Origin of the sequence: Vibrio sp. Of7-15, from assembly GCF_022347565.1 — a bacterium.
Taxonomy (GTDB): Bacteria; Pseudomonadota; Gammaproteobacteria; order Enterobacterales; family Vibrionaceae; genus NORP241.
Map to the genome: position 1 here is coordinate 68,943 of NZ_JAKRGH010000004.1, position 23,552 is coordinate 92,494.

Genomic DNA, 23,552 nt, shown 5'->3' on the forward strand with positions numbered 1-23,552 from the left:
ATTTTGACCGAATGTAGTCGGTTCCCAGACATATTTCTAGACGAAAACTAATAATATCTTGTTTTTAATACAAAGATCCTAATAGCTTGCGAAAAAAATAGAACTAACTCCATAGCAAAATAAAGGCCACTCTCTATAAAAAATGCAATTAAATGACATTTCATTGAAATACATCTTCGATCAACAAGGTCTGATAGAAAAATAACATGGATACAATGCCTTTTACGGAGCCGATATGCTGATTAAATCGCCAAAACAGTGGGAACTAAAAGAAAATCAAACCACCTCTGAGAGCCATTATCAAAATCGCCGAGATGTGCTTAAGAAATTAGGTTTAGTGGCGGCGACGTTACCTTTTGCACAGCAGTCACAAGCGGGGCTGTTTGACCTATTTGACTCAAAAAAAACCGCCACCGTCGACCGACGTGTGCCTTTAGCGGCAAAATCTTCCCCTTACTCTAACCGAGGATTAAACTTAACCCCTGAGAAAAAGGTACTCAGCTATAACAACTTTTATGAATTTGGTACGGATAAGGCATCACCAGCAGAGCTTGCTGCTAATTTTAAAACCAATCCATGGCAAGTAAAAATAGACGGCTATGTTAATAAGCCTTTCACCATTGATTTTGAAGATATTTTAAAAAAGCTGGTTATCGAAGAGCGCATTTACCGTTTCCGATGTGTTGAAGCATGGTCAATGAACATTCCTTGGATCGGTTTTCGTTTAGGGGATCTTTTAAAAATGGCGGATCCACAAAGCAAAGCAAAATACGTGGCCATGCAAACCCTTTACGATCCAGAGCAAATGCCAGGACAAAAATCTCGCCGTATCGGTGGTGGTATTGACTACCCATATGTAGAAGGCTTAACCATTGAAGAAGCCATGAACCCACTCACTATTATTGCCGTTGGGCTCTATGGCAAAACGCTTGCCCCACAAAATGGCGCACCGCTTCGTTTGGTGGTTCCTTGGAAATATGGCTTTAAGAGCATCAAATCCATTGTAAGAATGTCCCTCACTGGCGTTCAACCTCCGACAACTTGGAATAAATTGGCCGCGCGCGAATACGGCTTTTACGCCAACGTAAACCCGAATGTCGATCACCCACGCTGGAGCCAAGGCTCTGAACGTTTCATCGGGGAAGGGAATTTATTTAGCTCTACCCGCCAAAAAACACTGATGTTTAATGGCTATGGCTCTGAAGTGGCCGATTTGTACAAAGGAATGGATTTAGCGAGGAATTACTAATGAAGCTATTACCAAAACACATTACTGTGCTCAAAGCCTTTGTACATGCCATAAACCTAGCTTGCTTAAGTTGGTTAGTATTGGCTGTTCTCGGTGATCGCCTTGGTGCCGACCCTATTCAAGCATTGTCTCATTTTACGGGAAAAGCCGCTTTAAATATGTTGATCGTCACCATGCTCATTTCACCGGTGGCTCGCCATTTCAAACAAGGTATGCTGGTTCGTGCCAGAAGAATGATTGGCCTTTATAGCTTTTTCTGGGCGCTATTGCATTTAAGTGTTTATGCGTGGCTAGATTTAGGTTTGAACCTTTCACTACTTGGGGAAGAGCTCATTAAGCGTCCATATTTAACCATTGGCGCTGTGTCTTGGTTGGTTCTATTTGCTCTTGCTATTACATCAACACAAAAAATCCAAAGAAAAATGGGGAAACGCTGGCAAACCTTACATAACTGGGTATACCTTGCGGTTATTTTAAGTCCTATCCATTATTACTGGTCTGTTAAATCTGGAATTACTGAACCACTTATTTATATCCTAATTTCTCTGGCTCTACTGGCGCTACGTTGGAAAACATTTAAGCGTTGGGTTAATCACTGCATGCCTGCTCGCTTACAACAGTCCTAATACATCAGTCCAAAATCTGGCAAGTGCTGTATAAACCCCACATAAATAGCACTTGCCAAACAAAATAATATCAACAACTTGCACGATTGTTTACACTTGCGCTATCTCAGGTACAAGGTAAGTTGTTATGTCTGCATCCAGTATGGCTACAGAGTCTGATCTCCAGTCTCAATCTATCCCGGCTCTTTTTTGGAAATACACCTTACCCACCATTGCCGCCATGTTGGTAACGGGGGTTTATGTCGCTATAGACGGCATGTTTGTCGGCCACTTTTTAGGAGAAGAAGGGCTGGCTGGTATCATGCTTGGCTACCCTATTGCTTCAATATTATATGCGGTCGGTGCACTTATTGGCATGGGCGCTTCTGCGCTTGTTTCCATTAAACTGGGCGAAGGTAATCACAAACAAGCCAAAGCCATTGTAGGCACCGCATTTACCATGTGTGCCATTGCTGCATTAGCTTTAAGTACCATCGGACTGTTCTGGAGCTCAGATATTCTAAAATGGCTCGGTGCAGAAGGAAATGTATACGATGCAGCCAAAGAATACTTAGATTGGTACTTCTTACTGGGCTTATTCCCCGTCTATTCTATGGCGTTTTCTTCACTGCTTCGTAATGACGGAAAGCCCACCCAAGTAACCTACATTATGATCTTAGGCGGTGTACTCAATGTCATTCTGGATTGGGTGTTCATTGTCTTAATACCATGGGGACTTATGGGAGCAGCAATTGCAACTATGTTGTCTCAAGCAGTGACGGCGGTTTTATGCCTATTTTACTTTATAGGAAAACGGAGCCAGTTGAGCCTATCCCTTGCTAGCATATTCCCTAACTGGAAGATTTGCCTTCACATTGCCCAGCTTGGTAGCTCTAGCTTCTTAATGTATTTATACCTATCGGTAGTATTAACCCTACATAATAAAGCTTTTTTATGGGTTGGCGATGCTATTCATGTCGCAGCTTATGGGATCGTCAGCTATACCGAAGCGGTCTTCTATCTCATTTTTGAAGGCATCGCTCTAGGAATCCAGCCCATTGCCAGCTTTAACACTGGTGCTAAGCAGTTTGAGCGTGTAAGGCAAATCCGTAACATTGCTTTTGTCGCTACTCTGTTTGTCGCAACCATGGGGTTAATTTTGACGTACGGTTTTCCTGAGTGGGTCATTTATCTGTTCTCAGGTGATAACCCAACCGTCTACCCTGTGGCATTAGAAGGCATGCGTTATTATTTCTGGGGATTACCAATGGAAGGTTTACTGTTAGTTGGAGCAACTTACTTTCAGGCCATCAACCATCCTAAAGACGCTGCTCTACTCACAGGAGGAAAGCTCATTCTCATTATGGTAATGCTATTTTTCTTTAGTATGTTGTGGGATGTTCATGGGGTGTGGCTGGCCTTGCCGATAACCAGTAGTTTGTTGTGCTGTTGGATGTTATATCGAGTAAAAACGCTCAAGTCCCAATAAATAATACAGAAGATGGCGAACTCTATTCGCCATCTAACTAAGCTGTGTTTCGCAAATTACCCAAGAATTTCACATTGTTCGCCATCACGGTATTCTAAAGCTTGAATGCCATTACAGCCTAAATTTTCAAGCTGAATCTTATGCAAGTTCGAGCTCAGAAAAAAACCATATTGAAATTGTTTCTCACCTGAATCCGTGACGACTTCTTTACGATACTTAATCTCACCCAATAGATTAGGAAAAGAACGAATGCGAATTTCACAGCTACCTTCTTGAAGCTTTCGTTCTGAAATAAAACCAAAACCACGTTTCGATACATCAAATACTTTAACGCTGACATAAGGCATTAATCGATGAGCCCAATACACTCTTGCTGTTACTACGGGTTCACAATCATAGCGTGGCCAGCGCCTTTTATTTTCGAAATCCAACTTCTAGCTCCATACATCTTTAATCACGCTAACGACTAAAATTTCCTTTAATCCAGTGAGAAGTATATCTAATAGATTTACATCACACTTTCAATTCTTTTAGCACCGTTTTATGCGCTTCTCCCAGTAAAAAACGTAAGTTACTGATACTCATATACATTGCGTCAAATTATTGATTGAACGACAATTTTTCGGCATTGAATGAAAAAATAGACATCCATATACAACAAAAAAGACAAGATAAAAGGAATTCATAAAATTGATATATTCAGTGTATATACCACATGAATATAAAGCATTAGGAAGATGAAAAAAGTAATAAGAAAGGGAAAAGCAGACAGGAAAAAGTGCGTCCAGCATAAGGACGCACTTCATATTCATAGAGACTTAAAGAACACCAAGCTCTTTTAAGCGCTCCATTAAGTATTCGTTTGCTGTGTACTTTTCAGATAACACAACTTCCGGTTTTGGGTGCAAGAATAATGGTAATGAAATGCGAGATTTCTCTTGGCGACCACCAGATGGGTTGATCACTCGGTGCGTTGTTGATGGGAAGTAACCACCAGATGCTTCTTGCAACATGTCACCAATGTTGATGATCAAGTTACCAAAATCACAAGGAACGTCTAACCACTCGCCGTCTTGCGCTTTCACTTGCAGGCCAGGTTCATTAGCAGCAGGTAAAACCGTTAATAGGTTAATGTCTTCATGAGCTGCAGCGCGGATAGCACCTGGCTCTTCTTCACCCGTCATTGGTGGGTAGTGTAAAACACGCAGTAGAGTCTGTTCGCTGCCATTGATCATTTCAGATAACGCGATAGAAAAGCGCTCTTGTACTTCTGCTGGAGCATGGGCTTCAACCCAACCAAGAAGCTCTTGTGCAAAGGCATTTGCTTTTGCATAGTAATCTAAGATCTGCTCTCTTAGCTCTTCTGGCATTTGACCCCAAGGGTAAACGTGGAAGTACTCTTTAATGTCTTTTACGGAGTGCCCTTTAGCAACTTCTGATACTGATGGCGGGAAATAACCATCTTGAGTATCTGTGTTGTAATGAAACTCTTCTTTACGATCAGAAGTAAAGAATTTGTACCAGTTATCATAAATTGATTCGACTAGCTCTTGAGAGATAGGGTGATTTTTAAGAACACCAAAACCGGTAGTACGTAGTGACTCGACAAAAAGCTCAGCAGCATTCTCTGCTTGATAATCAACGGTAGTAAGTTTCATGGCTGACATTGTTATTATGTTGTTAATCGTGCGGGCAGTGTAAAGCCCGCTTATCGATAAATCAATTTACAGAACAACACGATCAGGAAACACTTTATTTCCCACCATCAACAAAGCTCAGCCCTTTAAAAATGGACGCGCAAACGTTACACAAGGCCAGCAGGTCTCGCGAGTTCTACTGGGTAATCACGCTCTTCTGCAAGCTTCTCTGCATAGGTGATCACAGCCGCCTTAGACAAGGACTCCATCACAGGAAAATGATGTTCCAAGCTTGTCGTTTTTGGTAACAACTGAATATCCACAAGATGCTTTACGATCTCATCGGCAGCAGATAACGCTGATGACGCTTTAACGATTTCAGCCCGAGCATAACGCTCCCCAGAAAAAGACACATTCGCAGCACGAAGGGTTGGATCATCACCCGGTATCTGTTGGGCACCAAATAATGGATTTCCCCCTACTTCGGCATTTTCAAACGTAGGTACAAACTTCGACATGTGATCGATGGCACGCTGCGTTCGAAGCTGAATATTCTCGGCTGACCACCCCTTAGAAATCTTAGTTAAAAATTTCTCATGTAATTTCGGCTGTGCGCTTTTCTCACATGTCGCGACCAAACCGTTTTCGAATAAGGTGATTTCTTCCGTCATACCATGCAATTGAAAAAAACCATCTGGGTAAGGTGTCAGCTGTGCCATTCCTTCTGGTGTTCCACGTTCACCATGAAAAATCACTTCAGGCCACTCTCCTTCACAAGCAGGCCAATGCGTGACGTATGCTGCTTTAAATTCCACCATACGATCCCGCTTTAGATCCGCCATATCATCAATGCTGCCAGTTTTAAAACCAGATGAATTGATCAAATAGTCCACAGGTGTCTGTTTTTCTTCGCCTGGTTGAGTTCGGGAAGAGATTAACCACCCTTGTTTCTCATCCTGCTGAACATTAGTCACCAATGTATGAGTATTCAACTGGCAGTGCTCAATTTTCTCCAGCGCCAAACTAACCGAGGAAGCCAATCGGAAAACACTAACCCCATACTCCTGCACCAGCACAATAGGGAACTTGAGTTCATCTAAATTGATGTTTTTGGCAACAGGTACTAACCAGTCATCCAGTTCTGAAGGGATTTCTGGCGTTGGCTTTTGAGCTAATCGCTCCAAATCATCACGTTGGTACAGTTTGAAGTAATCGCTAGGAGATCCAAGCACTTCATTACGCTTGTCCGAATCAACCAGCACTGTGTATTCTTTTTTTAAGCGTTCTAAACGAGGTAAGAGCTCATCAGGGTTACCTTTATCTCGCAAAGGAACTGCAATCACAGTTGGGCGAACATTGGCAGTATGTGGATAAAGACGAAGGGTCTCGATAGATTGGCGTAATAAGGTAAGACACTGAGATTCTGAGATTTCACGATAAAGATTGCCACCAGCGTGTAAATGGCAAATTGGAGGACCATTTACCAAGCTAGGTCCCTGCTCAAATAAACTCACGGAAACACCGAGTTCAGCAAGCCTTAATGCTATGGTTGAACCGGCAATCCCCCCACCTATAATTCCAACTTTCACTTGGGGTTCACAACTAACGTTACTTTTATTTATTTCTGTCATTATCGTGATAAAACTAACTGATTTTGGGCTAATACTCTGGTTCCATTCTACTTATCTAGCCCCTTTTTGAAAACAAGCAACTCCGATTTATCATACTTTTTAGTACTTTTCTAACGCAGTAAATGGGGAAAGCACACCGTAAAGTGCAACCTGTCACTTATATTTATCATCTAAAGGTGAATAAGTTTTCTCATAATTATTGTGGATATAGATGAAATTTATCTTTCTAGAGCAAGTTATCCAAATTGTTATCCACTGTTTTTGTGGATAAGTGGAAAAGATACCCACTTTGTCAGTGAAATAGAATAAAGAGCAAGAGAGCACTCACGTCTTACTCTTTATGTCTGGCTTAACTAAAATCGTAATTACGCTTAGCTTCTCGCTGCTTGCGCTTATGTCGCCCTTTTCCGTTTTCAGACTCTACATTTGGCTTAGCTCTGTGTTTCTCTCTTAGGTTAAACTCTTCTTCGTTATCATCGTAATCTAACCATTGTTTCCATTTCGCCATATTCAACTACCTACTTATCTTAACCACTGGGTTGTGCGTTATACTTTAGGTAAGAATAAAAACGGATAATGACAATAATAAGACGATTTAGTGACGCAATTTTGAATGTTCAAAAAGTAGACTAAACAGCTGAATTACTAGGGTATTGAGCGCATTCAATGTAAGATACAACAAATTTTGAATAAGGCGTTTCCTCATGGCACTTAAAGCCACTATCTACAAGACCAGCATCAATATTGCCGATATGGATCGTGAAGTTTATCTCGATCAGAATCTCACGATCGCTCAACACCCATCAGAAACACTTCAACGAATGATGTTGCGCATCATGGCTTGGGCACTCAACGCACATGAACAGCTCACCTTTACTAAAGGTTTATGTGACGAAGATGAACCAGAGCTGTGGATAAAAAACTACAGTGACGAAATCGAATTATGGGTAGAGCTTGGTTTGCCTGATGAAAAACGATTAAAAAAATCCAGCATCAAAGGGCAGAAGGTTGCTCTTTATACCTACAATAAAAATGCAGCGGAAGTGTGGTGGAAACAAAATGCTTCTGTTGCTGCTCAATACAAAAATTTGTCGGTATTTTTTGTGGATGACGAAAGCATGGCTGCATTAGCAAACGCGGCTAGCCGTACGATGAAACTGCAGGTAACCATTCAAGATGGTCAAATCTGGTTAAACACAGAAGCTGAATCTCTACTTGTAAACGTAGAAACCTGGCAACAAGGCGAATAATCTAAGCACTTTATTTAGTGACTTCTTTGCGATACTTCGCAGGAGTAATAAGGCAGTGCTTTTTAAATTGATTTGAGAAGTGCTGCTGAGATGAAAAACCACTTTGCAGAGCAATATCTGCCAAGCCTTCAGAGGAGAACGTAAGTAACTCCTTCGCTTTTCGGATTCGCATTTCAAGCACATACTGATGCGGCGTTTTATTAAAATGTTGCCTGAACATACGAGCAAAGTGAAATTCACTCAATTGAGCTTGCTCTGCCAAGGCCGCCAGCGTTAACGGTAATTCTAAATTGTCATTGATAAATTCATCCACGCGTCTTGCAACATGTGTCGCTAGCCCTCCTGCTCTCGTTATCGGTAGAACTTGAGTTTCACAGTGATGACGTAGTAAATGAATCAGTAACATTTCACTCGCGTGAGAAACCGCGATTTGATCAGTGTTGTCATGCCAATCTAAAGAAATAAATACATGCCGGATTAAGTTGGCAATATAAGGTTCATCAACAAAGGTTTCATCTTTTAACTCAATATGTCGTCCCTCTTTATCAAACGTTTTTTCCAGAGTCGACATAAGTTTTTGTTGAGAAAAGTAAAAATGAAAAAAGCGAAATGGCAGGCTAAAGCTCCAGTGAGATTTATGATCAGCAGGCATCAAACACACTTTATCAGGTCCACCAAATAAAGAACCTCCATCCGCGTTTACTCGCCGAGTTCGCTCTCCACCTTGCAAATAAAAACTCAGTGTATGATGCCCTGGCTTACAATACTCGGTTTGCCCGTGCTGGTTACTCCAAATAGCGGCACCATTGTTTTCACTTAACCACACTTGGTTATGCAGCGTTGCAGTGTGAGCGCGCAGTGTATTAAAAACACTCGGTACTCCATGTACGTCTTGTATTTCATTCATGCTCACCCTCCTTATCTTAATCACAGCGCCCATCAATAGTAACTTTTTGACAACAAAGCACCAACAATAAATAAGACGGTGAATAAATTTAACCGCAAGAATGTGTAAAAACCGCAAAAAACGGCAATTTATTTCTTTATCAAATGCATACGTTACAACTAGAACCACTCGAAATAAGGAAATAAAATGAACATAACACTCTATATTGTCACTGTGCTGATTTGGGGATCAACTTGGCTCGCCATTGCTTTTCAATTAGGTGATACGGCCATTACGGTGTCCATTGGTTATCGGTTTGGCCTCGCCTCACTTATTTTATTTGCCTTTTTACTGCTTCGCCGAACACCTGTTCTTCTATCACTACGCAATCACAGTTATGCAGCTATTCTCGGATTATTACTCTTTTGCACTAACTTCATCTGCTTTTATTACGCCACTATGTACATTCCTAGTGGTCTAATTGCCGTTATTTTTTCTTTAGCGCCTATTCTAAATGCCCTCAACTTATGGTGGTTACAATCTAAACGACCAGAAAAAAGTTTAGTTGAGGGAGCCATCATGGGGTGTGCTGGCATCTTACTTTTGTTCCTTCCACAACTATTTAACGACGAACAAAGCCAACACCTTCTTTTAGGTATCGCCCTCGCATTTGCTGGCACTTGTTGCTTCTCTTTTGGAAACATCGTTTCTGCTAAAGCACAAAAATCAAACATGCCATTACTACCAACAACCGCTTGGGGCATGGCTTATGGAAGTTTGTATTTATTTGCACTAAGCCTGTTTAATGGTGAGTCTTTAGCACTACCAAATTCGGAGCAATATTTAGTCGCTTTACTCTACCTTGCTCTATTTGGTTCCGTGATTGGATTCAATACCTATTTATTGCTGGTTGGCCGAATTGGCGCAGAAAAAGCGGCCTATTGCACCGTACTTTTTCCTATCATCGCGTTGGTTTTATCCACCATATTTGAAGGCTACCAGTGGAGCTTGTATGGCCTAATTGGTGTTTTACTCGTGATTATCGGTAACCTGCGTGTATTTGGGTTACTCAATGTAAAACAGTTTACCAACTTACACTGGGCAACCAACCGTTCTAATTAGCTTTTTTGCACTCTTCTTGCCTGATCCATGGCTGCCATACTGTAGGGTTTTCATTAAGCCAATGCACCGCAGCCGCTTTTACTGTCATGCCTTTGTAATCCACCAACGAAGCAAGCTCAGCAATATCAAAATCTTGGAAATTCATAGCCTTAATTATGGCAAATGCACATGGTGAAATCGTGGGTAAACGTGTAGACGTTGCTTTTTTTAACCAGCCATTTTTCGGATTACCACAATCCCATAATGACCGCTTGTTATATCCCCAGTATGGATTAGTTTCACACTCCGGCTTGTACTCGGGAAATTCCACAAACTCCCCATCGTACACATGCCCGACCCAGTTCGGAGTCCAGTTATAAATCATAATGGGCAGCTTCTTCGCAATGGCTTTTTTCAACTCACGATTTAACGCCTCACCATTTGGGTACTCCACTAACGAAAAATTCAAACCAAGGGCTCGAATACGCACATGATCTTGCGTACTCCAAGGGCCTGTCATATAACGCCCTTTAGGGGAAGTTTCTTTGGTCGCAAATACGCTAGCGCACTCTTTTAAGCTCTCCCAACTCGGTAAACCTGGGCACAACTCTTTTACGTAGCTGGGATACCACCATTCTTCTCGGGTTTTCGCATCATGGGATCCGGCATCAATAATACTGTGCCTCGACACAAAAAAATTAAATGCCTCTGCCATGGTACCTTCCCACACTTCGACCTGAACATCTGCACCATGTCCTGTAAGCAAATCCCATTGCTGCTCTGAACGCGCATGAACGTACTCAACAGGAATGTTTTGCGTTTCAATTAATTGGCCAGCAATATAAGACATGACTTCTTGACTACTCCAGTCAAGAACCAAGATTTTAGGAGTGCTATATACATTATGCCCATATGCCAACACGGGTAATAAGCCTGCACACAAACACCACCAGCGAAAAATACGACCTAAAAAGCAAAGGGGGAATAACTTCACAGTCTTACCTCTGTTCCATTAAAACAGGAATAAAGCCGATGACAAAACAAGATGCCACCCATAGATTAACTATAGATGGCAAAGAGGAATTAACACAAAACCTTCCTGTTATGTGCCTAAAATAATAAAAGAATTTAGTAATATACTGCCAAGAGATTTATACATACGATTAGTAGTAAACATCCTGCTTATTTCGTATAAAACCGTGGATTTGTCGCCCCCCAAACTGTATACAACTCAGGAAAAATAACGCCAGAATGATCCTCAAGGTCTGCGATTTCAATACGCTCTTTACCTTGACCACCAAAAAGCACCACTTCGTCTCCAGGCTGAACTCCTTTCACGTCTGTCACGTCCACCATCGTTGTATTCATTGAGGCAACACCAACAACAGGCGCTCGCTGATTAGCAATAAGCACATCACTCTGGTTACCCATTTTCCGCGGGTAACCGTCAGAATACCCCACTGGGATATTGGCAAGAATAGAGTCTCTTTTTAGTATATATGTACTATCGTAACCCACTGTACTACCCGCTGGTAAATGATGAAGAGAAGCAACCCGAGACTTAAAACTAACAATAGAAGGGTATTCCGGGTTTGTGGGTAGATCGCCATAAAGCACACCGCCGGGCCGTACCATATCAAGCTGAGCTTCAGGGACATGAAGAGAAGCATAAGAGTTCGCCACATGAAGGGTCACTTTATCTCGATCTAACTGAGCATTATCGATAAGCCATGTTGTACTCTTCTGAAAATTGACCATTTTTTTACGAATATCATCAGCCTTATAATTAGGAAAATGCGTCATCATACCCACAATCTCCACCCCTTCTGTTTGAGCAATGGACAGTGCTTTTTGTTTGCCAATATCATTCCCCATTTCTAAACCATTTCGCCCCATTCCGCCTGAATTTAAAGCTAAATGTACTCTTATAGGTTGGCTGTGCTTTTGGGCTATTTGAGCGATATTATCAGCCTGCTCTAGCGAACCAATCAGCTCTTCAACTTGGTATTCCAACGCATTTTCTATTTCAACAAAACTGGCTGATCGTACTCGAATCAGCTGGCCTTTAAAGCCACTGGCTCGAACGACTTCAGCTTCAGCATTACTGGCGATGGCTACGCAAGGGATATCATGAGCCAAAATAATCGGCATTAATGCCCATATCCCATTTCCATACGCATCAGCCTTCATGACTGCACAGATTTTCGTGTGCGGATTTAAGTGTGATTTAAATTTCTCAATATTATTGTTCAACGTGGTGACATTAATCTCAAGCCAGGAGTTTGCTTTGTAAAAATCGGACGACGCTGTGAGTGGTTTGTCTTGCAGTAGTGGAGCACTCACCGTAGGAAGTGCTAGCAAAGCGGCAATAGACACCGCTAATAACGATATTTTGGGCATACCCACTTCTTGGATTTTTTTCATACTTGCTCCCTACTGCAAACTCAAGTATTAACTCACCTAACCACCGAGTACCTAATTTAAACGAAAATGACTCATTGCATTTTTGAGTGAAGTAGAAAGCCTCGCTAAGTCTTCACACGCATCAGCTGTTTCTCTACTTCCTGACAATACTCCTTGAGATACTTCATTAATATTTTCAATATTACGATTAAGTTCATCACTCACTGAATCTTGCTGACTACAAGCACTTGCAATCTGATTACCTTTATCAGCAATGTTATCAATGGCAACCTCAATATCCCCCATAATGGCTTGTGTTTGATTCCCTTGCTCCACACACTGCTCAATACTACTTCGGCTATCATCAGTTGCTCGTTGTGCTTGTTCCGTAATTTGCTGTAACTTTTCAACAATAGAAGCAATTTCTCCCGTTGAGTCTTGCGTTCGGCCAGCCAATGTTCTTACTTCGTCCGCTACAACGGCGAAACCACGCCCCGACTCACCGGCCCTTGCAGCCTCAATCGCAGCATTCAAGGCCAATAGATTAGTTTGCTCGGCAATATCTCGGATCACATCCACAACCATATTGATTTGCTTAGATTGTTGCTTCAGTTCTTCAACGGTTTCACCAGTTTGTTTAATTTCTTCTGACACCTGAGTAATTGACTCTAATACCATATCAACATTGCGCGCGCCGTCTTTCACTTGCTCATTCACGCCAGAAGCCTCACTGGCCGAACTTTCTGTATTTAACGCCACCTCAGCCACGGACGACTTCATTTGTGCCATCGCTGTGACCACTTGAGTTAATTGACTTTGCTGATCTTGCATTTCATAGGCAGACTTGCCTGAAATGGCTTTCATTTGATCCACCGAACCACCTAACTGAGTGACCGTTGATAATGCTTGCTCAATCAATTGTCGTAAGCTCGATTGCATTTTAATAGAGGCATCCGCAAGCTCACCTAACTCATCATTCCCTACCGTATCCCGATCCAAAGAGTGCCCTAAATTTCCTTCGGCAATCTTATTAGCCTGAGTTACGATATGCTGAAGTGGAGAACAAATAACCCGCGTCAGTATGACGGTCATGATCACCATTAAAATAAAAATCAAAACATTACTGATAATAGAAGTGGTCGTTAGATCACTTAACGATGAAAGTATCGTTTTGCGATTACTTTGCATGGCTTGATCAAGAATATTAATTAAAGCAGCAATGTCCATTTCCATTTTTTTAAATTGCGTTAACGATTTCGCTAGTATTGGTTGTGCCTTGTCTAGGTCCCCTTTAGCAACTTCTTGATTAAAGGTATCAATTACACGAAGGTAGGCTCCCCAATCTTGCATAAGGCGATTAAAGGTTCTTTCTTCCTCTCCTGGCCATACCGTTTTACCATAAGCCCGCAGCTCAGAATCGATGGCTTGCCTTTCTTGTTGATTCTGTTGAGCTCTCTGGCGGATTTCATTGATGTCTTTTAAGGTTAAAAGCACAAACTGGTTTCTTCGCCACTCCGACATGTGGTCACGAATTGTATCGACGCGTTGCAAAGCAGGGAGGGTATCATCGGAATAATTAAGCAGCTCCGATTTCACATTTTTTAACTCATAAATTAAATATACGCCGTAGCTCAAGCTAACAAAAGCAATGGTTAGAAACGCAAGGGCAATCTTTTTTCCGATGGATATATTATTTAAAAACATTACTGACGCTACCTCAATTCAACAAACAGCGATGACAGAAAATAATGAAGGTTACGAAACTAGACATTCATAACACCGTCTTACTCTAGTAATTATAAATAATAGACAAGATTATCAATTCTGTATGATGCTAGAGAGCCACCTCTGCAATAAATTCCCTCAATAAAGCCGAATCAAACCATAGCCATATCTTTATGAAATGAATAAACACAAAAAAGAACAATTAAAAACCACCTAGTAATGCAATACACAACATACATCACTGTTTTATAAAACATACATTACATTTATGATTTTTATTTGTTACGCTCCGCGCCGATTTTGGTTTATAGATTGTTTCTCTAATGCATAAGCTTCGGAAAAGAAAAGACTTTCAGATAGTAATGGCTGTATTTGTCATTATCTCTTTGCTTTTCCAAATTTACCTTTCAGCAACAATAGTCCTTAATCCAAACCAAATTAATCAGTCAAACTGGTTAAATAAATTACAAGGTGAGAAAGTCTTACTGTGTACCACGGAAGGTTTTAAGTGGGTCAATATCAATGATGTGATTCAACAAAACCAAGCTAAGTCACACTCTAGCTCTGCCGATAACCTTGATCACCAAACACTGCAATATAGCTGCCCAACACTAAAAGCTTGTCAATATTCTCTTTTGTTGATTGTTGGCTTACTTTGCCTACTACAAGCATGGTTAGCTCGATATACCCCAGTTAGAAACGAATACCAATTTCACCAGTGCCAACAAAAAGTCTATTTATTATTGGCCCCTAAACACTCTCCTCCACTGCCTTTGTAAAACAAGTCGTAGTTTGGTCTTTACACACGCTGTACAACCCAAACCCGGCTTTCTACCGAACATAAATCAACTCTGCTGCGATGTGTAGTAGGCGACTTTCTGCGCCTGAACTACATACACACCAGCCGAGGTTAACCTTATTTTTTCAAACATTTAATTTAGTTCAATACAAAGGAATTTTTATGTGGAACAAAACATTACTGTCCATCGCGACTGCGGGTTTATTGATTGGCTGTAATAGCGATAGCTCGAGCAGCTCAAATCAACCTGCCAACACTACTGCTAATCAAAAAGAAGTGTCGATTCAATTTGCTGCCCGCGTTGGCAATGAAGATATTTCGTGTGAGGTAATGCCAACAGCGATTGCAGGAACAGCAAATACCAACCCAGAGTTTACGGATGTTCGGATGTATGTTTCTGAAATCACCCTGATTAATGAAAAAGGCGCAGAAGTCACTCTCGATCTCATTCAAGATGGTAAATGGCAATACAAAAATGTTGCCTTACTGGATTTTGAAACGGGCTCAGGCAGTTGTGCAAATGGAAACAATGCTTTGAACCATGTTGTTAAAGGTACTATTCCCGAAGGTAACTACACTGGTGTGAAATTCACATTAGGGGTTCCCGCAGAGCTAAACCATTATGGCATTGATGGTGAAGACGCCGTGTCTCCTCTCGACGTACTCGGCATGAACTGGAGTTGGCAAAATGGCCATAAACACCTACGAATGGACATAAAAGGATGGAATATCCACCTCGGAACCACGGGGTGTGAATCCGTTAATGTAGTCAATGAAACGGTAGATTGCAGTAACTCTCGTCCGAACCGCCCTGTTTACCAATTCAATAATATTAATTTCGACAACACGACAAGCCGCATTGTGTTTGATTACCAAAAGCTAACGGCAAACAGTGATCTGAGCACCAACGCACCTCAAACGCCTCCAGGCTGTATGTCTTCCAGCACAGACAGTGACTGCCAAAACATTTTCACCAACTTAGGCTTAGATCTAACTACTGGGCAATGTCTTGGTGGCGACTGCACTAACTCTCAAACTTGGGTAAGCGTGGAATAATGTACATGTCAGCAAACTTTATCACTCGTTTGCTGGTATTATTCGCCGTACTTGGTGCGGCGGGTTGTAACAGTGAATCCAGCTATGAAGTCGTTTCATCCAGCAGCTTAAACAGCCAAGGATTCGATTTTCAAACAGGCTCTTTACCACTACCTAAAGAGCCAAGTAATAATATCGCCACGGAAGAAAAGTTTCAGCTAGGGCGTCACCTTTTTTATGACAAACGCCTGTCTGGTAATCAAACTATGTCTTGTGAGTCTTGTCATTTACAAGAACACGCTTTTACTGATGGGTTAGCCACATCGACAGGCTCTACTGGAGAGATCTTACATCGCAATTCCCAAACACTAACGAACATCGCTTATAACGCCAGCTATACGTGGGCAAACCCGATCCTTCAAAGTATTGAAGATCAGCTAGTGATCCCACTGTTTGGGGAGTTTCCTGTTGAAATGGGTATTAATGACGCCAATCGCAGCGAGATCCTTACCCGATTTAACAGCGAGCCTCTTTATTTAGCGCTGTTCAATAACGCTTTTCCAAATGAACAAGAACCGATTAACTTTCCTAACATAATTAAAGCATTAGCTGTGTTTAATCGAGCACTCATATCCAAAGATTCAGATTTTGACAAAGGGACTATGAGTACCTCAGCAATGCGAGGGCAAGATCTCTTCAACAGTGAAAAGATGGAGTGCTTCCATTGTCATAGTGGTTTCAATTTAAGCGACTCTACCTTGCACCAAGACACTGTTTTTGTCAGCCGACCATTTTTCAATACCGGGCTTTATAACCTCGATGAAGAAGGCAGCTACCCATCAACAGACAATGGCTTATTTGATGTCACACAAAACCCACAAGACAAAGGTAAGTTCAGGCCACCTACTCTACGTAACATTGCTTATACCGCCCCTTATATGCACGACGGCAGCGTAGCAACTCTCGAAGATACCCTCAATTTTTACGCTGCGGGAGGAAGAAACATCGAAAGCGGTTTGCATGCCGGTGATGGCCGCAAGAATCCAAATAAAAGTGAGTTTGTGAAAGGCTTTACGATGAGTGCTCAAGAGCGTGATGACTTATTGGCTTTCCTTCACGCATTGAGCGATCCCACTTTCATTGCTAACCCTCGTTACCAAAACCCCTTTTTATCGGAATAACATCATGAGATTAATGAAATACTTAGGCCTGTCCACCAGTCTATTAAGTCCTTTAGTCATGGCTCATGACGGCCATATTCATGCAAATGATGATCTTAGCTGGAAAGGCAGTTTATTTGCTCAAATTGGCTATTTCGACAGTAGTAACAGTACGCAAAATACCGCGATACCCGGAGTACTCTTAGGATCAGAAGCTCATCATCATGAAAAAGGGTTACAGCTTATGCATGGAGAGCTTGCTCTCACTGTAAAAGCTGAATCGATGCTAACGGGAAATATAATCATCGGAAGCCATCATGGTGAATCTCTTGATATAGAAGAACTCTGGTTGCAACCAGATATTACTGAAAGCATAAAATTAAGACTAGGAACACAGCTTTCCGACATCGGCCTTTATAATGCTTACCATGATCATGATTGGGTATTTATGGATGCTAACCTAAGTCAGCAGGCTTTCTTAGCAGGACAATACCGTGACGATAGCCTTCATTTTAGTTGGTTAGGAAACAATCAAACCATCGCCACTTGGGTTGGACGAGGAAGCGCTTACCCGGCATCAACACAAACCGACTCATCGTCACCACACGCTTACGGTGCCTCTTACCAATGGCACTGGAATAGCGATACGATAAGTGGACGCATTAAAACCTCTTTTGCCCATTTTAAAGCATCGCAAAGAGGGAATGACAATAACGATGGTCACAACCATAGCCATGGAAATATCCCCACTATTTCATTTACAGGCAATACTAACCTGATTACTTTGGGCTCTCAGTGGCAATGGAAAAGCCTTGGCTGGGATATCGAGTGGATGACTCAAAATATTGATGCTGAGATTACCGACGCTCAACAAATCAAAGCAAAGCTAGATGCTACTCAGCAAGGCATCAGCAGCCAAGCCTATTGGAATTGGGATAAGCTGCAAATTGCTCTGCGTTACGATACCCTCATAACCAACAACAAGGTCACGAAGAAAAGTACAGACTTTGAACAAGCACTAAATAGTCAAGGCCATAGTCCAGAGCGAATCAGTCTGGCATTTAATTGGCGTTTTCAAGAAAACCAACAAATTCGGTTACAGGGTAACTATGATAAGACCCAGCAAGAGGAACAACAACAATTTTGGCTAGTTTATCAGGGCACACTAAACTACACCCCATAACTAGCACCTTAACTTGAGATAATCCAAACAAAAAGTGACACTGTTACGTATAACAGTGTCACTTTATCTAGCCTGATAACTAACTCGGAATACCTAGTCAACCAATAACTGAGCTTCTTTACGACGTCTTGTTGGGTATCTATCTCCAAAGTTCAACAATTCACGATGAACCTTACCCCAATCGCCTTTGGTTGCGTAGCTCCATAGCTTCGGAGTTCTGCGTGATAAATCTCCATACTGAAAAGCCACGGATGCCACTACAGTTTGCTGTGCACGACTTAACTGGCAAAAACTGCAATAGCCTGCTTTATTCCACTGTTTTTCTAATCCAGTTAACGCTTGATTCTTCGCTACACGATTAATCAATTCCACTTCTTCGTCACTTACTTTCAGCGGCTTTTTGGATAACTGCTTTTGAGCACTTTTGCCGTGCAAATTGGCGTATGGCGTTAGCCTTTGTGCTAATGGGCGTGGAAAAAGCCGTTCTAGCTCGCGACTGTCTCGCTGACCGATATCAAACCCAGAGGCGATAGTCACACCAGAGCGACTATTTTTCGCATCTGGCACATAACCTTCTCGGCAAGTCCCTTCTAGCTGTTGAATAAACCGGAAATCCACTCCGTTTGCCGTTGATGTTGATGTTGATGTTGATGCAGCGTACGAGCTCGATTTCCCTTTTTTATTTTTCTTATGTTTCTGTTTTTTGGATTTAGATAAAAAAGAAGGCAACTTGACTGATTTCACCTTCACCTTTTTTGAAAGCCACTTTACAAGCAGATTTAAGCAGAATTTCGCTATTTTTTTCATTATGTTTTTCAATTAATACGTAAATTCAAGACTGACATGTCTAAACAGTGCCAAAATCTCACTCACGCTACAAATCAAAATTTGTCACCAAATATAAAAATTTACCACCAATCACCCCATCGGACATTGCAAACTATTACCTGCAATTTCTTGAGTACGTTTCAATAAATATTCTTTAAATGCCTGACAACGAGCTGGCATTGGGTGGCGCGGTCGAAAATACAAGTTAATGTCAAACCGGCTGGCAACAAAATCGGTCAATAAAACCTGAAGCTGCCCATTAATTAACGCGTCACGAATGACGGAGTGAGGTAAATACGCAACCCCGGCACCACGAATGGCCATGTCGCGTAAAATTTCACTGTTATCACATTCAAGTGCATCGCTGATCGTCACGGCACGATTAACACCATCGGAGCAAAAATACCAGCGATTGCCACCCACTAATGAACTGGCATACAAACAGCGATGATCGTACAGCTCCTCTGGCTCTTGCGGGGTACCACAGCGTGTCAAATAACTAGGTGCAGCACACGCGTATAAAGGTTCACTCAACAACGGACGGCGGATTAAAAGCGAATCTTTTTCTTCCGTTTCCCGATTGGTCGCTTTGGCGCGAATAAGAAAATCAATGTGTAACGGATCAACGTCGCCAGCCTCAATAAAAAGTCGAAAATTCACCTGCGGGTGCATCTCCATGTACTCTGCGATGATTTCACGTAAGTAGTAAGAAGCAAACAACGGCGTGGATGAAATGGTAATCACTCCTCTTTGCTCATCAGCCATGCTTTCTACTTCCGAGCAAATAGTATCTATCTCCGGCAGTAAGGCTGAAAAACGTCGATACAGCATTTCCCCAGCATCGGTCGCCACCAACTGGCGTGTACTGCGCTTGACTAGCTCCACCGCCATTAAGGTCTCCAGCTCTTTTACCCAACGACTGGCCGCCGCTGCTGAAATCCCCCACTCTTCTGCGGCTACACGAAAAGAGCTGTTTTGGATCACAGAGCAAAAAAACGCAATTTTATCTAACTGTTGCTGACGAAGATTAATTCTACCTAGTGACGTTGACATGAGTTTTCCTTTTTACTCAATAGGTTGCTTAATTTAATAATGCCCAGTAATAAAGGTATCACCAACCGCAGAGTCCATTTCTTGCCACCTTACTCACACTCTTTGCTGCTCTATTTAACAAAGTCTCAACCATTAAACATGTGCATTAATGAAATAATCTTTTTCAAATCTGTTTCTTTGGTCAATAAAAAACGTCGTAACTGTTTGATAAACAAATACTATGTCCACTTAAAATAAATATAAACCCACTCACATATGACCAGGTAAGTTGAGCCAGTTCTCAATTTTCCACTTATCGAGCAAGGTGCTGAATTTACTAATGTTTCCATTCCCTTTTAATCGGGATAGCATGTAAACAAGATGTTGTAAATTATATCAAATGGAGATAATTAATATGGATGTTGTCGTAATTCTGATCACCTTAATAGGCTTAATGTACTTTGCCTATCGCGGTGTTTCAGTTCTTGTTCTTGCCCCTGTTTTGGCCATGACAGCGGCGTTACTCACCAGTGATTTTCCTTCACTGTATGCCCTTTCGAATGTATTTATGCCCGCTGCGGCCAACTATATAAAACTCTATTTTCCCATTTTTATCGCCGGTGCCATTTTTGGTAAACTCATGGGCGCATCTGGCGCGGCACGCACTCTGTCTGAGTTCATCATTAAAAATTTAGGCCCACGCCACGCCATTTTATCGGTCGTATTAGCCACAGCTCTACTTACATATGGTGGCGTATCGCTTTTTGTGGTGGTATTCGCCATGTACCCCATTGGTGCGGAAACGTTCCGGGCGGCTGGAATTCCGAAACGTTTACTACCAGCGGCCATTACTCTTGGTGCTTTCACCTTCACCATGACAGCGCTACCTGGCTCTCCTCAATACCTAAACACCATGCCAACCATCCCATTTGGCACCACCGTGTACGCAGCGCCAATTTTAGGCCTTTTGGCCGCCACTATTATGTTAACGCTTGGTATTTTATGGATTAAGTTTCGTGCAACTAAAGCCATTGCAGCAGGAGAAGGCTACGGGGAGGATATTGAAAGTAACTCTGATACAGAGACGTCGACACCAAAGCCTAATGTGATCATGTCAGTGATCCCTATCTTGCTGATCTTTATCATCAATTTTCTACTAACCAATGTGTATTTTAAATCTGCCGACGTCATCGCCAGTTACGAAGAGTTCGACACCAGCATAAACGGCACTTGGTCAGTGATTTTGGCGTTAGGTGTTGCCATTGCTTTTATGTTGGCGTTTTTCCGCCGCTATATTTTCAACCCAAACAAACAAGTCTTTGATGGCTCAGTAAGCTCACTTCTACCCATTTTTAATACCGCTTCTGAAGTGGGCTATGGCGCGGTAATCACAGCGCTATCAGCCTTTATTGTGGTAAAAGCAGGTATTGCCGCCATCGATATTCCGGATTTGTTTAAAGTTGCCATTACTTCCACCAGCTTGGCCGGCATTATTGGCTCTTCTTCTGGAGGTACGGGCATGGTGTTAGCCCTATTAGGAAATGACTTCTTAAACACAGGGATCAACCCAGAAGTGCTTCACCGGGTCGTTTTATTGGCCGCTGGCGGGCTTGATACGCTACCGCACTGTGGCGCAGTGATCACCTTACTGGCCGTATGTAAATTAAGCCACCGACAAAGTTATGGAGATATTGCCGTCGTAACCATGGCGATACCATTATTGGCCGCCTTCACGGTGATCATGGTTCACCTTGCCACTGGGTTGGTTTAGCTGATCACACAACCGTTTAACCAGTAATTCAGACACGCTTTAGGCCCAGTAATAATGAAACTATCTACTATAACTGTACCTACAGCGTGTTTTTTCTTATTTTTCTTGGCAAGGCTCTACATAAATAGCATCACTTGGAAATCGTCCATCGTTACTTGGATGCTGAGTATGAAGCCGACATAGTTCCTGATGAATACTGATCGCCCCAACACTAAATTGCTCAGACTGCCACTTTCCGTTCGTTAAAATATCAATAGTGAGTTTTTGCCCTTCATCGACATTTTCTGGTAAGTGGATTTCATAACTCTTGCTAAGAACAACCAGCCAATAATCAGACATGGTCACTAACACCCCTTCTCCCGGTGTAGAAACCGCTTTTACATAATTCAATTGCTGTTCACCAGCCCCTACGGTGCCAATAAAACAACATAACAAACAAAGCCATCGCACTCGCTCACCCTCTAGTCTATTCCCGTTAAAAAGCATGCGTACTTAACACCATTTGCATCTAAAACATAAAAGATATGGCTGAATTCATTCTTAACTTTAGCCAATATCCCTGAAGCTAGGGGGATAAACGTTTATTAGAGAGTAAAATCCAGTACCACCTTATTAGAGATAAAAAATATTCAAATTTTGAATAAAAACACTAATTACAACACCATAATCAGAACTAAAAACCAATATCAAGAAATAAACCAAACTTTAAAACCATAAATATATCTTTGGGTAGATTAAAACCAGATTTTCATGCTAACCAGCAGGTTTCACAAGGTAAGACCACTGATATAACCAGATGATACTTCCTAGATAGCCATATCTTGCTTCCCTATGCTCCATTAGTATTGGCTTCCGCTAATAATAGTGACAATAAGAATATTTCGTAACGCATGGAGCGTAAACGGAAACGCTAATCTACACAGGGAATGGGCAATTCATGAAACATAATCTAATCTGCTGTGCCATTGCATTCGCTTTGGTGCCCGCCGCCCTTCACGCTGAACAAGTTCAAGACAACAAAATAGAACAAGAACAACCTTGGCAATTGTCTCTTGGGCTTGATTACAGTAGAAACGGTCATAACAACAGCCACCACCTTGCTGACCGAAATTTATCGGCGAATGCTTCCATCAGATATAACCTAAATTCAGACACCTACTTTACGGCTGAAGTGTCAGGGCTACACCGCTACGATGGAAAGCAAGGCGACTATTGGAATGACATTTGGCTAACTGCCAAAAAAAAGAATGTCTGGAACCCAACAAAAAACATTGATATGTCGATTGGTTCTCGCGTTCTGATCCCAATTTCAGACACATCCCAAAAAACCGATCTCAATACGGCCATACGCGGAGATATCACTTTTTCGCTGTCTCTTGATGATCTGTTAAAAAACCTGCAGCTAAGTGATTCTGTGCGCTTGCAGAAAAATTTTCATAAATACACCACCGCAGGCCACCAACTTTTAGAAGAATACCGAGTAAGCAACGTGCTTTCCGTTGATTACTACAAAAATAAGTGGTTCTTCAGTATTAACTTTGTCACTTCCACGTCTTGGGATTACCGAGGAACGAGCCATTCACCAAAGCTGACTCACGCCGAAGAGATTGGTTACCAGTTCCACGACAACTTTAGTGCCGCTGTCGGCATGACCAACAGTGCGACTTATTACGATCCAGACAGAGGGCCAAACCCGCTAAACACTCTGTTTGATCTGAAGGATCCGACCTACTACATCACCCTAAATTACAACTATTAATAGAATACC

Annotated in this window: 22 protein-coding genes; 11 read left to right on the forward strand and 11 right to left on the reverse strand. The window is 42.0% G+C overall.

Going from position 1 to position 23,552, the window contains the following annotated elements; genetic code table 11:
- Nucleotides 1-235: 235 nt before the first annotated feature.
- The 3 genes from msrP (at nucleotide 236) to MHO82_RS06525 (ending at nucleotide 3,343) form a co-directional block, all read left to right on the forward strand.
- Entirely contained in the window at nucleotides 236-1,249 is a 1,014-nt protein-coding gene (gene msrP, locus MHO82_RS06515; protein WP_239183062.1) for a protein-methionine-sulfoxide reductase catalytic subunit MsrP, read from the forward strand.
- Nucleotides 1,249-1,875 carry a protein-methionine-sulfoxide reductase heme-binding subunit MsrQ gene (gene msrQ, locus MHO82_RS06520; RefSeq protein WP_239183063.1) on the forward strand — a complete coding sequence of 209 codons (627 nt, stop codon included), beginning with the start codon at nucleotides 1,249-1,251 and terminating at the stop codon, nucleotides 1,873-1,875. Before msrP ends, msrQ begins: the two co-directional genes overlap by 1 nt.
- A 127-nt stretch (nucleotides 1,876-2,002) precedes the next feature.
- Nucleotides 2,003-3,343, forward strand: a complete 1,341-nt coding sequence (locus MHO82_RS06525) for an MATE family efflux transporter (RefSeq protein WP_239183064.1) — start codon at nucleotides 2,003-2,005, stop codon at nucleotides 3,341-3,343.
- A gap of 56 nt (nucleotides 3,344-3,399) precedes the next feature.
- Here the strand turns inward: MHO82_RS06525 and MHO82_RS06530 are convergent, their stop codons facing one another.
- From MHO82_RS06530 to MHO82_RS06545, 4 genes are all read right to left on the reverse strand, one after another.
- Complete coding sequence (locus MHO82_RS06530; protein ID WP_239183065.1) at nucleotides 3,400-3,774, reverse strand: hypothetical protein; 375 nt, start codon at nucleotides 3,772-3,774, stop codon at nucleotides 3,400-3,402.
- A gap of 387 nt (nucleotides 3,775-4,161) precedes the next feature.
- Nucleotides 4,162-5,001, reverse strand: a complete 840-nt coding sequence (locus MHO82_RS06535) for a 2OG-Fe(II) oxygenase family protein (RefSeq protein WP_239183066.1) — start codon at nucleotides 4,999-5,001, stop codon at nucleotides 4,162-4,164.
- 146 nt (nucleotides 5,002-5,147) lie between these two features.
- The gene (locus tag MHO82_RS06540) at nucleotides 5,148-6,611 is read right to left on the reverse strand and encodes an NAD(P)-binding protein (protein ID WP_239183067.1); all 1,464 of its coding nucleotides are present in this window, start codon (nucleotides 6,609-6,611) and stop codon (nucleotides 5,148-5,150) included.
- Between the two features lie 349 nt (nucleotides 6,612-6,960).
- A complete protein-coding gene (locus MHO82_RS06545) occupies nucleotides 6,961-7,119 on the reverse strand; it encodes a hypothetical protein (RefSeq protein WP_239183068.1) in 159 nt (52 codons plus the stop codon).
- 196 nt (nucleotides 7,120-7,315) lie between these two features.
- Between MHO82_RS06545 and MHO82_RS06550 the strand changes: the two genes are divergently transcribed.
- Nucleotides 7,316-7,861, forward strand: a complete 546-nt coding sequence (locus MHO82_RS06550; RefSeq protein WP_239183069.1) for a YaeQ family protein — start codon at nucleotides 7,316-7,318, stop codon at nucleotides 7,859-7,861.
- 10 nt (nucleotides 7,862-7,871) lie between these two features.
- On the opposite strand, the gene MHO82_RS06555 is transcribed toward MHO82_RS06550, so the two are convergent.
- Nucleotides 7,872-8,768: an AraC family transcriptional regulator gene (locus MHO82_RS06555; RefSeq protein WP_239183070.1), complete on the reverse strand. Its 897-nt coding sequence runs from the start codon at nucleotides 8,766-8,768 to the stop codon at nucleotides 7,872-7,874.
- 186 nt (nucleotides 8,769-8,954) lie between these two features.
- On the opposite strand from MHO82_RS06555, the gene MHO82_RS06560 reads away from it, so the two are divergent.
- Nucleotides 8,955-9,869 (forward strand): EamA family transporter, encoded by a 915-nt coding sequence (locus tag MHO82_RS06560; protein WP_239183071.1) that lies wholly within the window; start codon nucleotides 8,955-8,957, stop codon nucleotides 9,867-9,869.
- Here MHO82_RS06560 and MHO82_RS06565 read toward each other — a convergent pair.
- The 3 genes from MHO82_RS06565 to MHO82_RS06575 all read right to left on the reverse strand — a co-directional run bounded on the left by MHO82_RS06565 (nucleotide 9,862) and on the right by MHO82_RS06575 (nucleotide 13,955).
- Complete coding sequence (locus MHO82_RS06565; protein WP_239183072.1) at nucleotides 9,862-10,842, reverse strand: ABC transporter substrate-binding protein; 981 nt, start codon at nucleotides 10,840-10,842, stop codon at nucleotides 9,862-9,864. The genes MHO82_RS06560 and MHO82_RS06565 overlap by 8 nt on opposite strands.
- Before the next feature lie 188 nt (nucleotides 10,843-11,030).
- Nucleotides 11,031-12,248 carry an alanine racemase gene (gene alr / locus MHO82_RS06570; protein ID WP_239183246.1) on the reverse strand — a complete coding sequence of 406 codons (1,218 nt, stop codon included), beginning with the start codon at nucleotides 12,246-12,248 and terminating at the stop codon, nucleotides 11,031-11,033.
- Nucleotides 12,249-12,323: 75 nt separating this feature from the next.
- The gene (locus MHO82_RS06575) at nucleotides 12,324-13,955 is read right to left on the reverse strand and encodes a methyl-accepting chemotaxis protein (protein WP_239183073.1); all 1,632 of its coding nucleotides are present in this window, start codon (nucleotides 13,953-13,955) and stop codon (nucleotides 12,324-12,326) included.
- A 383-nt stretch (nucleotides 13,956-14,338) separates the two neighbouring features.
- Here MHO82_RS06575 and MHO82_RS06580 point away from each other — a divergent pair, with 383 nt between their 5' ends.
- From MHO82_RS06580 to MHO82_RS06595, 4 genes are all read left to right on the forward strand, one after another.
- Entirely contained in the window at nucleotides 14,339-14,755 is a 417-nt protein-coding gene (locus MHO82_RS06580) for a hypothetical protein (protein ID WP_239183074.1), read from the forward strand.
- Nucleotides 14,756-14,937: 182 nt separating this feature from the next.
- On the forward strand, nucleotides 14,938-15,831 hold the full coding sequence (locus MHO82_RS06585; protein ID WP_239183075.1) for an MbnP family copper-binding protein: 894 nt from the start codon (nucleotides 14,938-14,940) through the stop codon (nucleotides 15,829-15,831).
- A gap of 5 nt (nucleotides 15,832-15,836) precedes the next feature.
- The gene (locus MHO82_RS06590; RefSeq protein ID WP_239183076.1) at nucleotides 15,837-16,991 is read left to right on the forward strand and encodes a methanobactin export MATE transporter MbnM; all 1,155 of its coding nucleotides are present in this window, start codon (nucleotides 15,837-15,839) and stop codon (nucleotides 16,989-16,991) included.
- 4 nt (nucleotides 16,992-16,995) lie between these two features.
- The gene (locus tag MHO82_RS06595; RefSeq protein WP_239183077.1) at nucleotides 16,996-18,153 is read left to right on the forward strand and encodes an OprO/OprP family phosphate-selective porin; all 1,158 of its coding nucleotides are present in this window, start codon (nucleotides 16,996-16,998) and stop codon (nucleotides 18,151-18,153) included.
- A 93-nt stretch (nucleotides 18,154-18,246) separates the two neighbouring features.
- On the opposite strand, the gene MHO82_RS06600 is transcribed toward MHO82_RS06595, so the two are convergent.
- Nucleotides 18,247-18,897 (reverse strand): pesticin C-terminus-like muramidase, encoded by a 651-nt coding sequence (locus MHO82_RS06600; RefSeq protein ID WP_239183078.1) that lies wholly within the window; start codon nucleotides 18,895-18,897, stop codon nucleotides 18,247-18,249.
- Between the two features lie 174 nt (nucleotides 18,898-19,071).
- Nucleotides 19,072-20,034, reverse strand: coding sequence for a LysR family transcriptional regulator (locus MHO82_RS06605; RefSeq protein WP_239183079.1), 963 nt, complete (start codon nucleotides 20,032-20,034; stop codon nucleotides 19,072-19,074).
- A gap of 394 nt (nucleotides 20,035-20,428) precedes the next feature.
- Between MHO82_RS06605 and MHO82_RS06610 the strand changes: the two genes are divergently transcribed.
- The gene (locus MHO82_RS06610) at nucleotides 20,429-21,784 is read left to right on the forward strand and encodes a GntP family permease (protein WP_239183080.1); all 1,356 of its coding nucleotides are present in this window, start codon (nucleotides 20,429-20,431) and stop codon (nucleotides 21,782-21,784) included.
- Between the two features lie 96 nt (nucleotides 21,785-21,880).
- Here the strand turns inward: MHO82_RS06610 and MHO82_RS06615 are convergent, their stop codons facing one another.
- Complete coding sequence (locus MHO82_RS06615; RefSeq protein WP_239183081.1) at nucleotides 21,881-22,270, reverse strand: hypothetical protein; 390 nt, start codon at nucleotides 22,268-22,270, stop codon at nucleotides 21,881-21,883.
- A gap of 451 nt (nucleotides 22,271-22,721) precedes the next feature.
- On the opposite strand from MHO82_RS06615, the gene MHO82_RS06620 reads away from it, so the two are divergent.
- Nucleotides 22,722-23,543, forward strand: coding sequence for a hypothetical protein (locus tag MHO82_RS06620; RefSeq protein WP_239183082.1), 822 nt, complete (start codon nucleotides 22,722-22,724; stop codon nucleotides 23,541-23,543).
- Nucleotides 23,544-23,552: the final 9 nt, after the last annotated feature.